Below are 17,119 nucleotides of genomic sequence, written 5' to 3'. Positions count from 1 at the left end.
TTTATTTTTTAAAATTTAATTGTATCTTTTTTAATTTTCTCATTGACGAAAGCATGATTAGGTCATAGATTAAACAAAGATGATACAAAAATAAAAATAATAAATAATTAAAAGTATCAAATTATTTAACACGATCAGCACAGGAAGCTGCATGATGAATGATAAGTCGCTCGACATAGAAACGGCTGAAGGGAATGCTCAGCCACCTCACTTAAACTTTGAATCAAGTTTCCCAAGTGAAAATACTCAGGTTCAAACAAACACCTCCGAGCAAAGGAGCGCCTATCAATGGTATGTCGTGATTATCTGTATGGTCGCGTATATTTTGTCATTTGTAGACCGGCAAATTTTATCGCTCATGATTGAGCCGATTAAACAGGATTTAATGCTCAGCGATACTCAGTTCAGCCTACTGCAAGGTTTAGCATTTTCATTGTTTTATGCTTTTATGGGAGTGCCTATTGCAGCTTTGGCAGATAAAAAATCACGAATTAAAATTATTTCAGCGGGCATCGCCTTTTGGAGTCTTGCAACAGCAGCCTGCGGTCTAAGTAAAAACTTTATCCAAATGTTTTTGGCCCGCTTAGGTGTCGGCGCTGGTGAAGCGGCTTTATCACCAGCGTTTTATTCAATTGTTGCAGACCTATTTCCTAAAGATAAGTTAGGACGCGCATTAGGCGTTTATGCCATTGGCGCTTTTATTGGTTCTGGCCTTGCCTTCTTGATTGGCGGCTATGTGATTGGCTTACTCAAAGATGTCAATTTTGTTGTTCTGCCAGTGATTGGTGAAATCAAAACATGGCAGTTAACCTTTATGATTGTCGGTCTACCTGGGGTTTTATTGGCTTTACTCATGATTTTGACAGTACGTGAACCAGAACGTAAAGGATTAAAGGTCGGCGAAGATGGTCAAATCGTCAAAGCCTCATTTAAAAATTCAGTCGCTTTTATTAAAACCCATAAAAAGACCTTCTTTTGTCACTTTATTGGTTTTTCATTTTATACCATGATGCTGTATTCGTTATTAGGATGGGCACCAGCATTTTATATGCGAAACCACGGCTTAGATGCCAGTCAAACGGGCTATATTCTTGGCATTATCATTTTAGTTGCTAATACAGCTGGGGCATTGTTCTGCGGCTGGCTGATCGACTTTTTCTCAAAACGCGGCTATAGCGATGCAGCCATTCGCACTGGCATGATTGGCTGCGCAGCGCTTATTATTCCAAGCGTTCTTTTTACTCAAGTTGAAAATATGCAATTATCATTTGCCTTGATTTTTGTAGCAATGTTCTTCTCGACCTTTCCAATACCTGCGTCTGCTGCAGCAACACAAATGCTCACACCGAATCAATTGCGCGCTCAGGTTTCTGCAAAGTTTCTGTTAACTTCAAACTTAATTGCGTTAGGTATCGGTACAACAGCCGTTGCCCTGATCACCGACAAATATTTTGAAAATACCGTGATGGTTGGAAATTCAATTTCAATTGTAAATGCCATTGCAGGTGTACTTGGCGTATTTCTACTTTACAAAGGCTGTCAGTATTACCGTGACAGTATGAAAACTGAGAATTTAAGTAAAAGCTAATTTCTCTAAGGCTTAATGCAAATTCTATTTAAGCCAATGATTGCATCATATGAATCATTGGCTTGTTTTAATCACAATATGGATCAATAAACGTTTATTAATATTTCTTAGATTAGTATTTGAAGTGCAACACTATGTTGTACAAAAGAATATGTTTAACGCTTAGATAAAATCCCCACCCAGAACAAGTCTCTGCACAAATATCCTTAAAAGGAGAGATGCTGAATATATGCTGCAGGATTATCACGATTAAAAAATTACCGTGATAATCCCATATGGATTTATTGAATCCGATCAAATTTAGCCGTTCCGTTTTCACTGCCTAATTCAAGTTTATCCTTGTTAATGCTAAAAGGCAGATTACTTGCACCATCTTCATCGTGAATACCAGCACAGCCATTAGTATCAATACTTACGTTATGAATATTTAAAATCTGATTATTAATCGTATACTTCCCAAATTCGACCCCTGCACCACCGCATGGTGGTTCACCTGGCTGAGCATAAGTATCACCCGCAGGGTCGAGCATGATGTAGTAACCGCTCTCAAAGAAGCTAAAGACCTGATTTGCATCATCGGTATATATCCATGAGCCGACAATATTATCCGCTTTATTAGAGACTCTGGTTCCGATATAGGTTTCCTGAATATTAGGCTCTCCAATAATCAGATTGTTTCCATCAAAGCCAAGTGTATGATAGCCGATTGGGTGAGATAAACCCCATTCGCCATTGCTATCCTCTTCAATAGAAGGAGAGATTTTTGTATTTATTGCATCCCAGTTTAGCTTCCCTACTTCAATACCTGGCGCGCCAACATCATCTTCTGGTGTAAATTCCCCTAAATAATAGGTGCCATCTTCTGCAATATAAATTAATACTTCGGGTACTTGGGTATTTGAGTTATCAAAAAATTGCCATACACCTGCAATATCTTTATAAAAGGCTTTCTGGAAATTTTTTTTCGCCTGTTCTGGGCTAATAGGTGTTGTCGGTAACTTTGCATTAGTCAGTGATGTTATAAAAACAGGATCTATAATAAAGTTTGCCGGGCTTTGATTAAAGTTGATGGTTACCCCCTTCAATGCATCACTGGTATCTTTGTCAACCGAAATCCCATCATCATGCTGACGATTGCGATCCAGTGATTGTAAAAATACAAGGAGATTGGTGCGGCGATTATCCTCCTGAGCCAGGTCCAGTGGAGTCACACGGGCTTGAGCGGTAATTTCATCACCTAGCTGAACACTGCCGATAGTGAATTTTACTTTATCACCATCCTTATATTGAAACTCACCGTTGGCGCCAGTCATGCCAGTTAAACCGCTATTGGTTGAGTAACTTACCCCGCTAATTACACCATCGGTCAATATGCCTGTTTTTGTCACAGGCGGATTGGGGGTTGAGCTATTATCTGAGCTGTCATTGCCGCCACAGGCGGTGATTACTCCTGTAAGTGCTAAAATTGTAAATATTTTTTTCATGATTGCTCTCCTTAAAAATTGAGTCTAGAGGAAGCAGCCACATAGCACATATCCCCAAATGAGGATGTTTTGCCGAAAAAAGAGCGATTTTTTTAAATCAGTTTGTAGTTGTATTTTGCACTGTTGATAAAGCTCCTGAAACATGTATCCTTAAGTGAAAATGCTGAATTTTAAATCAGCATGATAGGCTTTATTTTTATTGCCAATGTGTATGTTTAGGAGAGGTGAACTGAAATATATTCCATTAAGATCTACTGACGTTTCATAATGGCAACGAAGCAAATAGACAAAAAACAACTGATTTTTTGAGCCTGACAAATGTATTATCAGCCAAATTTCTGATTTTATATAAATACTGCTCTGAATAATTATTACTTGATCGTGTTCCAAATTTCTTTGAAATGTTTTCTGCAGTTTGCAGTGTTTCCCATTTTTGTCTCTGAGCAACTCAGAATCATACCCCTTAGAGGAATTACACAGAGCTAAACGTTTGGCTGAAACCCTACAATACGGATGAAAAGCAGATCTGGGCTGAGAAAAATTTCGCTTAAATTTAACCCAGCAGAGACACTCAAAATGGGGAACTTTCAGGTTGGGTTTGAGTCAGTATATATTCATCTTGATCTAAAAAAATGGATATTGTTTCAATATCCATTTTTGGTATGAGCTTTAACCGATCAAGGCTTTTCACCTTGCGCCAATCGCTGCTCAATATCATTCAGCACAGCAGGCAGGTCTGCAATACTGTCAATTACATAATGCGCGCCTGAAGCATTCATTTTTGCATAGGCTTTTTCTTTTAATACTGCTTGCTCTGCTTCAGATAAAGCACTCCACGCTTCATAGCTTAAGCCGACTTCATTGCCGCTCACAGCCAGACCCACTGTCCAGCAACCGCCATTTAAACCTTCATGAATACCGACCACAGTATCATCCACTTTCACCACAGTTTTAATGTCTAAAACATCCAGTTCAATTAAGTTCTTCCATAACATTTCCGGGTACGGACGGCCGTGCTTCACATCACTGGCAGTAATAATACAATCCGGCACATAACCTTGTTCAGCAGCATCTTTGACCAGCTGCCGAATCATCATGCTGGCATAACCGGTATTGCTGCCAATTTTTGCACCGCGCGCACGAATATCTGCAAATGCTTCCAATGCACCCGGAATCAATTTTGAACATTGCGGAATGGTTTTTAATTGATATGGAATAAAGTCCTGATATAAGCGATCAATATCTGCAATGGTCACTTCTGCGCCATAGGCTTGCTTCCACGCTGCCGCCACACGCGGCATCGCCAGTACAGCCGCAATATGGTCACGCTTTTCCAGCCCCATCGGAGCACGTGCTTCTTCAATGTTAATTTCAACTTTATTGTCTGCAAACAATGCCATAAATGCTAAAATCGGCGCGCGTGAACCAAAATCCACTGTCGTTCCCGCCCAGTCAAAAACAACCGCTTGCAATGTATTTGATGAAATTGTCATGTGTTTTTCCTTAAAAATAAAATTTAAATAGTCTAAATAAAGTGATTATGGCTGGCGGTATGCCGAAATTGCGCTGAGCAGGCGTTCAATATCTTCAGGATAAACTTCGCCAATATTGCCAATGCGGAAACAGTTCAAATCAGTGACTTTGCCCGGATAGATCACAAAACCAGCCTGTTTTAAATTGTCATACAGATTCTGGAAGCTAAATTCAGCTTCGTCTGGATACATAAAGGTGGTAATGATCGGTGATTGTGGAATACCAGCATCAAGCACCAATTCAAACCCAAGTTTTTGCATGCCTTGAGCGAGGCACTGTTGATTATTGAAATAACGCTGATAACGCGCCGCAACACCACCCTCTTGTTCAAGTTCAAGCAGGGCTTGATAAAATGCGCGCACCACATGTGTAGGCGAGGTAAAACGCCATTTGCCATTGTGCTGTTCCATGGTGTTCCATTGATCGTATAAATTCAGGCTCACTGAACGCGCCAGACCTTTACAGGCTTGCAGCTGTTCACGTTTCGCCAGAATAAAACCAAAACCGGGAACACCCTGAATGCATTTATTGGCGCTTGAAATTAAAAAGTCGATGTCAAGCTCTGCAATATCCATCGGCACGCCGCCAAATGAACTCATCGCATCGACAATCCAGACTTTGCCCGTTGCTTTCACGATGCGGCCAATGTCCTGAATCGGGTTAAGTAAACCTGTAGTAGTTTCACAATGCACGCAAGCCACATGAGTAATGCCTGCATCGGCTAATGCGGCTTCAATATCGGTTAAATCTGGAATCTGGGTTTCAGGATACGCCAGTTCAACCACATCAATATTTAAACAACGCGCCATCTGCACCATGCGCGCGCCATAAGCGCCGTTATTGATAATTAAAATTTTTCCATCTTTGGGAATAGCCGAGCCCAATACAGCTTCAACAGAAAAACTGCCGCTGCCCTGCATCAGCACCGCACTGTAAAGCTCTATCTGTGTTGTCGCCAAAGCCACCAAACGCTGGCGAATATCCTGCACAAGATTGTTATATTCTTTATCCCATGTACACCAATCACGCTGCATGACACGGCGCACCGCTGGAGAAGTCGACAATGGGCCAGGTGTCAGCAGTAAGTATTTATTTTCCAGTTCAATATGTGCGTTCATCACTCAATTCCTTAACAGGTTTTCAATTCAATTTAAGACAATATAAATCAATCTGGTTTAAACCAGATTACAAAATATAGTTTTCCAGCACTTTTTTCATAAAACCAGCGCCCGTGGTCATGCCCTTGCCTGCAATTGCACTGACTAGATAAATATTTGGCTCAGCTTCAGTCACACAAGCCAGTTCTTTCGGATGGGTTAGGTAATAACCATTCCAGCGGGATGCAATTTCTGGAAGTTTTAAGCCCATGTTTTCTTTGCAGTACTTAAGGATGAACTGATTAATTTCTTCGCGCTGGTTGAACTGAGGAGCATCCTGAATAGGATGATATTCATGGCTGTCGCCTAAAATAATTTGCCCAGATTCATTCTGCTTAATCAAAATATGAATGCCGTAGTCTTTGACCAAACCCTGCTGTGATTCTTCGGTCAGCGCCCGATGGCTTGGGCAAATTTCAAAAGCAGGATAACGGGAAATGGATAAGCCCGAATAAATAGATGCATTCAGTTGATGTGCTAAAGGCTGCGTCATTGCCATCTGCAAAGCACAGCGCTGCAAACCCAATTGCTGCAATAATTCTGGATATAAAATTTGTGTGGCTTCACCGTGGCAGATCAGAACTTTATCTGCACAATACTGCTGTCCTGAAGCCAGCTGAATTTCAGCCTGTCCATTGCAGTACTGGGTACGCACCACGCAGGCATTGTAATAAATTTCAATACCCAGCTGCTTTGCATACTCTAATAAGCGATTCCCCACCAGATGCGGTTCAACCGAATAATCTTCCTGAAAAACTATCGCCCCGCAGATTTTTGCATTTGGGTCTAAATAAGCATAACGCTCAAATAATTGCGGCCGATTTAGCAATTCCACTGGAATCTGATAGTCTGGTGCGGCTTGTGCAAACTCATTCAGCACTTGCCATTCCAAAGCAGTATTGGCCAGATACAAACCATCACGCTGCTGAAATGAAATATCATGCTGTGCCTGAATGCGCTGATAAAACTTGCGTGTTTCCAGCGCATATTCACGCCATTCCTCATCTGGCCGGCTGAGGGTTGAAGTCCCGACCATGCCAAAATTACGTCGGGTTGCACCCACAGGCTGCGCATCTTTTTCAAAGAGCTGGACTTTCAGTCCGTGTTCAGCCACCTGAATTGCCGCTGAGAGTCCTAAAATACCGGCGCCGACAATAATTAAATCTGATTTTGCTGTATTCATCTGAAGTTTCCATGCCTTTTCAATATTTTCAGGATGCAAAATCCCAAGCCTTCTTAAAAAAGCGTTCAAAAAAATGGGTTATGAGTTAAGGTTTAAGGCAAATTAAATAGGGTGAAAATTAAATTCTCTTTTCACTTAATGCTGATGCTCCCGCCAGCGCTGACTCGACTTCATCATTTTTCGGGTAAAAAACCAGTGCAGCAGTTTGACCGTACAAGAGGTCACTAAAATCAAAATACTCATGGCAACCGCAGCCACCGTATCCCCTGCATCATCCATGTTCAGGACTGCCACAGAAGCCAAATTGGTGTCCGGAGAGTAAAGGAAAATGGCGGCTGACACCGTGGTCATCGCATTGACAAAGATATAAACCGACACATCACACAGCGCAGGAAAAGTTAAAGGCAAATACACTTTGTGAAACATAGTCCAATTGGATGCGCCCAAACTTTGCCCGGCATGATCCAGCTGGGTCGGAATCTGCTTAATCGCATTGCTCAGCGTTAAATGCGGCACGGTGTAATAATGGATAATGGTCGAGATCACCAGTAAGGTCAGCGAACCATACAGCACTGACATCGGATTTTCAGGCTGATTAAAGAACAGGATATAGGCAATCCCGAGTACTAGCCCTGGTACAGCCAAAGGCAGAAGCACCAGCATCTGTACATAATTTTTAATTACAGGATGAGTCTTAAAACGCTCAGTAAATAAAGCGATGATAAAAATCAATACTGTGCCCGCAAGGGTGCTCCACAGCGCCAGTTGAATAGAATTGAAATAGCTTGACCAGCCGCCGCCATCCACATAATCAAAACGGTAATGATTTAATGTTAGTGAAAGATCATACGGCCAATAACGGATGAACGAAGCGAGGATAGCCGTGATCACGATGAGTAAAATACTGCCCGCAATCACACTGCAAAATACAGTCAGCAGTTTTTCCAGACGCGGATTGTTCCTGATGCGGTACGGCTGAATCTGGAAATTCTGAAAACGCGCCTGACGGCGGCTCTGATAGCGGTCAAAGATAAAAGCCATCACAGCAGGACAAAGCAGAAGAATAGAAATCACTGCGCCCATGTTCATGTTCTGCTGACCAATAATCTGCTTATACACATCCAGCGCCATCATATTGAACGAACCGCCAATCACTTTAGGAATACCAAAATCGGTAATCACGTAAGTAAATGCCACCAGGCAGACGCTGACCAGTCCATAGCGGATTGCCGGTAAAGTCACCGCCCGGTGTGTTTGCCAAGTGGTTTTCCCTAAAGAATGAGATGCTTCAATTAAGCGCTGATCAATATTGCGGAATGAAGCCATCATCAGCATTACCATGGCAGGAAACAGCCAGAAGCAATAACTGATTAAAATACCCAGAGGTCCATAAATTTCAACACTGCCAAGCAAACCTTTAAATACGCCCTGCTGTCCAAACAAATACACTAAAGCCAGTGAGGGTAAAAGCGACGGGGCTAAAATTGGCAAAAATGCCACGGTTTTAAAAAATGCTTTACCTCGAATATTCACATTGGTCACGGCAAATGCATAAATACTCGCTAGAATTACCGTCACCAGCATCGCAGTACATGCAATCCAGACTGAGTTGAAGATGGATGACAGCAACGCGGGATTGGAAAAATAGGCAACAAAATTTTGCAGTCCAACAAATTGCTGATTTTCATTTAAGAATGCGCTTTGCAATAACAGCAGCAGCGGTGCAATCAGGCTCAGTGTCAGTAAAACTGCAGCTGCAAACAGCACTGCACTGGAGCGCAGTGAATAGGATGACGGTCTGGATTTTTTACTGTTTAAAATGGCTCCTGCGGTCGATTGATTTAACATCTTGCCCTTCCTTGCAGATCAAAAACATGTAAAGCCTGAATCGGGATTTGCAGCCACATTTCATCCGCTAAATGCATGAGTTGCTGATTTTCAATATCAATTTGCAACTGGATTGGTTCTGTTTGAGGATGATCTTGCTTCAACTCACAAAACAGGCGGCGTTTCGCTCCAAGAAATTCCATATTTAAAATACGGACGGGTAAACTGAATTGCCCTTTGCACTGCAGGGGTTCCAAAACCAGTGCCGCATTTTCTGGTCTGAACGCAATCTCCAGCTGCTCACCGGCTTTAAAATTCATGCTCAGATGATCAAATTCATATTGCGCCGCAATCTTTAAACCATGCGCTGAAATTGCTGTCGCCTGCATAAAGTTCATCGTGCCAATAAATTGCGCGACAAAACGGGTTTGAGGTTGATAGTAAATATTGTGCGGTGTATCCAGCTGCTCAATCAGGCCTTTATTCATCACCGCAACCCGATCCGAAATACTCAATGCCTCTTCCTGATCATGCGTCACCATAATTGCCGGTAAATTAAGCTGTCGTTGAATGGCGCGGATTTTTTGACGCAGGTTTAGACGCACCAAAGCATCTAACGCAGACAAGGGTTCATCGAGCAATAAAATATCAGGTTTAGGCGCAATGGCGCGCGCCAGCGCAACACGCTGCTGCTGCCCGCCCGACAATTGATTCGGGTATTTATGGGCAATATCCGGCAGCTCAATGAGCTGCAACAGCTCCGTAATTCGTGTTTGAATATCTGCAGCTGTCCATAGTTTTTTATGCAGGCCAAAAGCGATGTTTTCCGCGACGGTTAAATTTGGAAACAGGGCATAATTTTGAAACACAATGCCGCACTTGCGTTTCGCGGTATTCAAATGGGTAATATCTGCATCCTGTTTAATAATTTTCCCATAATCAGGCTGTTCCAGACCTGCAATGATGCGCAGCAATGTGGTTTTGCCGCAGCCGGATGGCCCTAAAAAACTGACCAGCTCACCCGCTTTTAAATCTAAATTGATGTGTTCCAGTACTTTGGTTTGTGCAAAAGATTTTTGAATATCTATAGCTTCGAGCACGGCTTTAGCATTTGCTGTCTGATAGCTTTTTAAGGTTAACAGCAAATGTCCTGCTGACAGCTCGCTCCCTTTTTGGGGAAGTGAATTTTGTAAATGAATTGGAGTTTGCATACTGTGCCTGATTTTAATTTCATTTGTCTGAAGCGCATTTTTAATGTGGATGAAACTGATTGTGCGTTTTTCCATCACCGGCTAAAACTCAGATACTGGAAGCGCAGAAAAAACAGCCGCCACTAAAAAAATGCGGAATGACTTGCCTGATCTTTACTTTTCAAACTGTTCTGACCATTTTTTTAAAATTGTGTCCCGCTGCTCTGCTGCCCAGTAAAAATCATTTTTGACCAGTTTCTCGTGCAGATTTTTCGGGAAATCCGTATTGCTGCTTTGGACATGCTGATGAGCAACCATGGAAAAGTTTTGCGCATAGGCCTGATTTGCAGCTTGGCTGACGGTCCAGTCAATGAACTTCTGCGCGCTGCTCAACTTTCTGGTGCCTTTCACAATCGCAGAGGCTTCCATTTCCCAGCCCAGCCCTTCTTTGGGATAAATAATCTCTAAAGGCGCACCGCGGGATTTGAGTTTAAAACCTGGATAACCGAATGAAATGCCAATGACCGCTTCACCTTGCGCCGCCATTTTGCAAGGCTTGGAGCCCGAGTGAACATATTGGGAAATATTTTTGTCCAGCGCCTGCATATAAGACCACGCTTGCTTTTCACCAAAAATCTGCATCCATGCGGTGACATCCAGATAACCTGTACCGCTGGAAGCGGGATTTGGCATCACAATCATGTTTTTATAGATGGGTTTGCTCAGGTCTTGCCATGTCTGCGGAATGGGCAGATTTTTCTTTTTTAATTCCACGGTATTGACACAAACAGCAGACTCCCAAGCGGTCATGCCAGTCCATGTGGGAATATCTTTTTGACTATAAAATTCGGTTTTCAGCTGTTCGACATTTTTAGGGCTGTAAGGCTGCAGCATTTGCTTTTTTTCCATGACCAATAAACTGGTCAAGGCCAAGCCCATCACCACATCTGCCTGCGGATTTTTTTGTTCTGCCAAGAGTTTTGCAGTAATGACACCTGTGGAGTCATGCACCCATTTCACTTTTAATTCAGGATGTGCTTTGCGTAATTCCCATTGATAGCGTTTGAGCTGATCAGCTTCTACAGCGGTATAAACCGTAATCTGTTCAGCATCCTGTGAAACTGAACTGGTGGTGCATCCGGCCATAAGATAAGCCGTACCGAGGCTAAGGACATATAAACTTATCTTCTTCTTACACTGTTTTAAATACTGACTCATCTGACATTCCTAATGAATGCGGCTTCTTGTTAATCAGTATTTCAACAAAAGTTTATGACAGTTTAATTAATCTGGTTTAAACCAGATTTTTTATATTTCTTTATTCTGAAGCTTCAAAATGTAGATCAAGTACATCATGCAGCCAGTATTCCTGATCCACATCCGTAATTGTGCCATTTTGATCACGATTGGTTCTGCAAATATATAAGCCCATGCTTCCCATGTTCACATGCAGGGCTTTAGCCTGTTGTTCCGAAAAAGCGGTTGGATAAAGGTTTATATGCGCCCGAGTCAGTTGCCGCTGATATTTTTCAGCCATGAGCACAGTAATTGAACTTTCCAGATTCTGTTCTAGAAATTCAGGAAAAAATGCAGCATTTACACGTATGTGCTCTACAACCACAGGTCGGCCATTAATTCTACGGCGACGCCAGATGGAGTAAATCAGATCACCATTTCTTAGACTTAAATGCTTCACATCCCACGGTGTTGCAGGCAATAGCTCGGCTGAAATCAGTTCAGTTTCGGGAATACTGCCTTGTTCCTGCACATATTGATTAAAACTTTGGGTAGACTGAGGACGATAAATAATACGTGGAGCACGTACAAACCATCCTCTACGGTCCAGGCGATAAATCAGACCATCCATTTCCAGTGCCAATAGTGCTTCACGGACTGCAACACGTGTTGTGGAAAATTGCTCAGACAGCAAACGCTCAGAAGCTAATTTTGTATTGCTGCTGAGTTGGCCTGACTCAATTTCATGGGCAATCACATCTCTTATTGCCAAATATTTCGGTATGCGAGGGGAAGTTATAGCCAAATTGGACATACGTGTAAATTTTTGTGAATTTAAAAATCACTATACTAAATTTTAATTTCAAAGTAATGAAAATCAATGGTGCTGTGATCAATCGTTTTTTACTGCTCAAAAATTTAAAAGTTAAGATTGGTTATCATCCTGAAAATCGCAGGTTCTAAAAGCAACCTTCTTTTGAAATACGAATACAAGATTCAATGTGAAAACACTAGAAACTAACCCTCAGATCAGGTCCATTTTAAAGCAGGTAAACTTTTTGATCGTTGATCAAAATATAAATATGCTTTTTTCGCTCACACCGTGGGGAATTGTCAAAATGATGCCCATTTCAAACCACAGAATTCAATCAGACAATTAACAAAATCATTTTTTGGATAAAACCATATAAATAAATCATTGTTATTGATGATTTATTTATATTTGCAAAACAAGAAATACCAATCTACCTTAGACCTTTTACTTTATAAATCAGCCTATCTAAGTTCATGGGCTCGAAAAATCCATATTGCGGATCTGAGTCCCACATAAAACTTTTCAATAAACTGGCGCATCTTGCCTACCAATCCACTCAATACGCCATCACGCTCAAACAGCTTCACTTTATAGTTCGGCAAGTCTTTGATTTCTTCTTTACGCGGCAGACGTTTAGTAAATGCATAATTATCTAAAACCGATTTCACCGCTTTTGACTTTAGGTTTTCTTGCTCACATAGCTGTTGATACGCATGTTCTTTTTCCGCATCCCAAAACTGCGCAAAGGCTTTTTGAACACTTTGCCCATTCATCATTTTAGGCACAGTCTGCTCAAGAAACTTCTGAATCAAATCCTGTTTGTTATGCAAACTAACTTCACCGCCAATTAAGTCATGCACCTGTGCTTCATATTGCTTGCGCAGAGTATCATCTTTTGCATCCACCGCCATTTGCTGCAAATTGCTGCAAATTAATGATAGCCTACATTAATACGGTCACTATGCAGCAGCTCCAATTGGAAGTCGATATCATCAAGAACAGAAACCTTATCTTTCTTAGTTGTAGTTTTTATTGGCTTAGATAAATCAGCATATTTCGATGCAAAATTTACAAACTGCTGCTTATCTAAAGCTGTTTGGTCTTGGTCATATTCCACAAAGGTTTCAAGCTGTGCCCTATAGCGCATCACTTCGCGAAAAGCCTTAATAAACTCAAGCTGATCATCCTCAGTGAGCAAATCATCCACGGCATGCACTTCTGGTACGAGATGAAGTAAATGATCAACAGCCATGTCATATTGCGATTTTATTTCCGCAAAGCTTGGAATAAGTACAACTTGCTTAGCTTCTTTACTTAGCTTCTTTATTTGAAAAAAGCGCCAAAGCCTCATCTGTTGCCTGTTTTAAATTACGGAAACAAATGATATTCCCGAATGGCTTATCGGCATTCAGCACACAGTTAGTTCTTGAAAAGGCTTGAATAAAGACTAAGCATATATTCTTCACAAACGTTATCATAAGCTTGAGCTTCTTCAGACAAATAGCCTTGACCATTTTCTGAAATAGCTAAGTAGAATCAGTCACAGGCACTCAGATAATTCTTTCTTTTTGGCGCAAAGTTGTTTGGTATGAACCCAGATGCTAAATGCAATCGAACCTAGCAATAAAATCTGTTCTGTAGGCCCAGAGCTTTAATTGCTTACTGCAGATTTACATGATGCTGTTGTCACATATGCTTTATTTTTTGATAGAAAAAACTAAAAATGATCTGACATCCTTGTCAAGATCTTGGGAGAGAAAGCTTGCAAAAACTGCAAGCGCTTGAGGAAACGTTTTATACTTTCTTAGAAATGAAAAAGCTTCGCTGCATTTTGACCTAATATCAGTTCTTGCTCCTCTGCTTCTGGAACAATTTGCTGAAATGCTTCAACTGTTTTTTCATAGTCAACCAAGTTTTCATGTTGAGTATGCGGCCAGTCGCTGCCCCAAACCATTTTTCCTAAAAAGCCTTTGTTTTTCAAAAGCGCATAAGACTCTTTAGCAGTGGCAATATTCTCAGGATAAGCACCTAAACGATAAAAACCAGATACCTTAATCCAATGTTTACTCACATCGAGCAAATCTAAGAATTTTTCATAATCTGGATCTTTTACACCGAGATCGGGTACACAACGGCCAAAGTGATCGATCACAATATCAAGCTTAAAATTATTCAATACTGGTAATACTTGAACTAAATAAGCCGGCGGTGCATGCAATTCAATTTGAAAATTAACTTGCTCTAAATTGCTAAAAAATGCTGTCCATTCAGGCAGAGTAAAATCAGGTACCGGCAAACCAAATAGATTAATTCGAGCCCCGATTATCCCCTTCGTTTTAAGTTGACTTAACTCGTTAAAGCTAATCCCTCTATCGACAACAGCAATACCTTTTAAGCGCTCGGGATACTGTGAAATTGCATCCAGCATGACTTGATTGTCCGTGCCAAAAAAGCTTGGCTGAACCAGTACGCCATGAGTATGACCATGTTTGTCTAAATGTGTTAAAAATTGTTCTGCTGTGGCGTCATAATCTGGAATATAACGTGCTGTTTCAATACATTGATCATGTTTAGAAAAGACATGAGCATGCGTATCTATATGGATCATTTCAAACTCACAGGGTAATGTTAAGAGCAATAATTGCAATGATTGCAGCGAAGACGCCAACAGGAATTGCTCTAAACAGTAATTGATTGAACAATTTGTTTTTATCGATACCTTCAGGTGCAGAGCCCATAATCAAGCTGCCGCCGGAAGAAAATGGTGATATTGATGATGACTGCGCGCCTGCAACAATACAGATGAATAAAATCATTGGATTGAGGCCAGATGCTGCGGCAATTGCAGGAACAATAGGGAATAATGTTGGTGCGACTACGCCTAAAGTACTTGAGAAAATAGACATCACAGCACTAATTAAACACAGCAGAATTGGAATAAGCCAAACAGGTACATTTTGAGTCAGCCAATTGGTTAACATTTCAATAATGCCCACTTTTACACCCAATGAAATGAGCATGCCAACACCGCAAATCATAATAAGAGTGCCCCACGGCACAAGTGCTACGACTTTTTTCTCATCTGCCAGTTTCATTAATAAACTAATCAATGCAAAAAGAACGGCAATGAAAGCGATGTCAATTTTTGAGTTCAAGAAAGTAATCGTTTCTTGTTCAGGTAAAATTAAATGCAAAATTGGGAAAACAAGAACAACTGCCATCATCAAAACAATTAAGAACAATGACTTTTTCTGAGCAGAATTGAATGGTTCAGGTTGAATATCTTCAATTTGAATATTGCTGTTTTTACGGTTAAAGAAGGTATATAAGCCAAGAACAACTATAGGAATAATGATAGTCACGACAAAAATACTCGTGGCATATGCAAAGCTAGTCGAACTCTCTACACCTGAGCTTTCCATTAGACTTCTAAAGATAATACCGCTTTGCGAAGTCATGAAGTTTGCACCTGCAAGTGCACCATAGTTCACAGCCATACCGCCAATCACTAAATTCATTTTGGTTTTTTGGCAAAGCAGCAAAGTTATGGGCGCCATAAATGCGAGGACAGTATAAAAACCTGCACCCAGCGCAGCAATAATGGTCGATGCCCCAAAGATTGCAAGAGGCAAAAGATATGGGTATTTACGGCAACGATATAGCAAATGTCCTGCTAAACGCTCAAGTGCACCGTTTGCTAATGCAAAATTATAAAATAAGGTGACTGCAAAAATAATAAAGAAAATTTTAACTGGCCAAAGTTCTGTAACTTCAGAAGGTTTCATACCTAAACCGAAGCAGCCAATAAAATACGCGCCAATAATAGAAAAAAAACCGATATTGATCTTAGTGATATAGCCCAATGCTATGGATAGCACTAACACCGAAAGAACCAATACAACCATATCAATCACTCCAGATAGATGTATTTAGACATAACTTAAGGATAAGTGATGACCTCAGCAAAATCATATAAACATTTAGTCGTATACTCATATATATGAATTTTTCAGTATTATATGTTTATATGCTATGATTGCGCATCAAAATTTTAATATTGTGTTCACAAATGCTTGATGAAATTGCATTTAAAAATCTTAAACTCCCGCGGTACATACAAATTCGCTGGCAGCTGCAAACTTTATTAGTAAGTTCAAAGTGGCCAATCGATAAGCCAATTCCTAGTGAACAAGAGCTTATCCAGCAATATGGCGTATCGATTGGTACCATTCGTAAAGCAGTAGAATGCTTAGTTGAAGATGGTTTTTTAGTAAAAATCCAAGGGAAAGGAACGTTCTTAAAGTATCCTGATTTTAAATTTTCATTAACGCGTTTTTTTCATTTGAAAGGTGAGCAAGGAAGCAGTCCTCCTCTTATTGGAGAGGTGCAGCATATAGAAGTCATTTCTGCTGTGCCAGAAATTAATCAGCATCTCAATTTAAGTGAAGATACTGATCTTATTTATATAGAGCGCATTCGAAGACATGCAGATGTCGTTGTTTTAAGTGAAAAAATTTGGCTGTCTGCAAAGCTGTTCCACAAAATTAAAGATATTCCATTAAAGAAAGTCGGCAACTTGCTGTACCCTTTTTATTATGAGCACTGTGATCAATTTGTTATGTCTGCGACAGAACAATTGTCCTTTACTACCGCTTATATAGATAAATATCTTTGCGATCAGCCTGTACCATTAGTTAAAGTTTGCCGATGGGCAAAAAACATGGAAGGAAAGATTATTGAATATCGTGAGTCTTATGGTTTAGCAGAGAATTTCAATTATAAAGTTGAAATTCATTAAGCTCTTACTGTTCATCGCGTATTTCTCTTTTAAAGACTCAAAACTGTAATTCACTAGAAGTGAGCAAGCAGTGTCTACTGTGTTTAAGATCGTTCATTGAACTTAAAGTTCAGTTTTTCATTTTCAGTCCTTGATGAACTAAGCATCTAGGACTGTAATTATCAAGTGCAATCAAACATAGCCATATAGCGCCTAATACTTTGTATCTCTTCTTCAAAATTTACTCAGTATTACTTCCATACGCGCTACATTTTCAGATTAAAAAAGAAACATGCTATTCAAGGTATAATCCAAATACAGTTTTCATTC

Annotated in this window: 12 protein-coding genes and 1 pseudogene; 2 read left to right on the top strand and 11 right to left on the bottom strand. The window is 40.6% G+C overall.

Features of this window, described 5'->3' with window-relative positions:
- The first annotated feature begins 151 nt into the window (after positions 1-151).
- Positions 152-1,588 carry a spinster family MFS transporter gene (locus D7V32_RS13040; protein ID WP_120403282.1) on the top strand — a complete coding sequence of 479 codons (1,437 nt, stop codon included), beginning with the start codon at positions 152-154 and terminating at the stop codon, positions 1,586-1,588.
- A 281-nt stretch (positions 1,589-1,869) separates the two neighbouring features.
- On the opposite strand, the gene D7V32_RS13035 is transcribed toward D7V32_RS13040, so the two are convergent.
- The 11 genes and pseudogenes from D7V32_RS13035 to D7V32_RS12985 form a co-directional block, all read right to left on the bottom strand.
- Positions 1,870-3,072 carry a hypothetical protein gene (locus D7V32_RS13035; RefSeq protein WP_120403281.1) on the bottom strand — a complete coding sequence of 401 codons (1,203 nt, stop codon included), beginning with the start codon at positions 3,070-3,072 and terminating at the stop codon, positions 1,870-1,872.
- A 677-nt stretch (positions 3,073-3,749) separates the two neighbouring features.
- Positions 3,750-4,565, bottom strand: a complete 816-nt coding sequence (phnX, locus tag D7V32_RS13030) for a phosphonoacetaldehyde hydrolase (protein ID WP_120403280.1) — start codon at positions 4,563-4,565, stop codon at positions 3,750-3,752.
- Positions 4,566-4,610: 45 nt separating this feature from the next.
- Positions 4,611-5,723: a 2-aminoethylphosphonate--pyruvate transaminase gene (gene phnW / locus D7V32_RS13025; RefSeq protein WP_120403279.1), complete on the bottom strand. Its 1,113-nt coding sequence runs from the start codon at positions 5,721-5,723 to the stop codon at positions 4,611-4,613.
- Positions 5,724-5,790: 67 nt separating this feature from the next.
- Positions 5,791-6,945, bottom strand: a complete 1,155-nt coding sequence (locus D7V32_RS13020) for a TIGR03364 family FAD-dependent oxidoreductase (RefSeq protein ID WP_120403312.1) — start codon at positions 6,943-6,945, stop codon at positions 5,791-5,793.
- A 135-nt stretch (positions 6,946-7,080) separates the two neighbouring features.
- Positions 7,081-8,793, bottom strand: coding sequence for a putative 2-aminoethylphosphonate ABC transporter permease subunit (locus tag D7V32_RS13015; protein WP_120403278.1), 1,713 nt, complete (start codon positions 8,791-8,793; stop codon positions 7,081-7,083).
- A complete protein-coding gene (locus D7V32_RS13010; protein ID WP_120403311.1) occupies positions 8,787-9,983 on the bottom strand; it encodes an ABC transporter ATP-binding protein in 1,197 nt (398 codons plus the stop codon). Before D7V32_RS13010 ends, D7V32_RS13015 begins: the two co-directional genes overlap by 7 nt.
- 153 nt (positions 9,984-10,136) lie before the next feature.
- Positions 10,137-11,180, bottom strand: coding sequence for a putative 2-aminoethylphosphonate ABC transporter substrate-binding protein (locus D7V32_RS13005; RefSeq protein WP_120403277.1), 1,044 nt, complete (start codon positions 11,178-11,180; stop codon positions 10,137-10,139).
- Between the two features lie 100 nt (positions 11,181-11,280).
- A complete protein-coding gene (locus tag D7V32_RS13000; RefSeq protein ID WP_120403276.1) occupies positions 11,281-12,012 on the bottom strand; it encodes a UTRA domain-containing protein in 732 nt (243 codons plus the stop codon).
- A gap of 461 nt (positions 12,013-12,473) precedes the next feature.
- Positions 12,474-13,454, bottom strand: a pseudogene (locus tag D7V32_RS12995) (type I restriction endonuclease subunit R, EcoR124 family); the annotation flags it as partial.
- Between the two features lie 362 nt (positions 13,455-13,816).
- Positions 13,817-14,620: an amidohydrolase family protein gene (locus D7V32_RS12990; RefSeq protein WP_120403275.1), complete on the bottom strand. Its 804-nt coding sequence runs from the start codon at positions 14,618-14,620 to the stop codon at positions 13,817-13,819.
- A gap of 7 nt (positions 14,621-14,627) precedes the next feature.
- Positions 14,628-15,917: an SLC13 family permease gene (locus D7V32_RS12985; RefSeq protein WP_120403274.1), complete on the bottom strand. Its 1,290-nt coding sequence runs from the start codon at positions 15,915-15,917 to the stop codon at positions 14,628-14,630.
- Between the two features lie 164 nt (positions 15,918-16,081).
- Between D7V32_RS12985 and D7V32_RS12980 the strand changes: the two genes are divergently transcribed.
- Positions 16,082-16,810, top strand: a complete 729-nt coding sequence (locus D7V32_RS12980; protein WP_120403273.1) for a GntR family transcriptional regulator — start codon at positions 16,082-16,084, stop codon at positions 16,808-16,810.
- Positions 16,811-17,119: the final 309 nt, after the last annotated feature.

The organism is Acinetobacter tianfuensis, assembly GCF_003611465.1.
Lineage (GTDB): Bacteria > Pseudomonadota > Gammaproteobacteria > Pseudomonadales > Moraxellaceae > Acinetobacter > Acinetobacter tianfuensis.
This window is presented reverse-complemented; position numbering and strand designations above follow the sequence as displayed.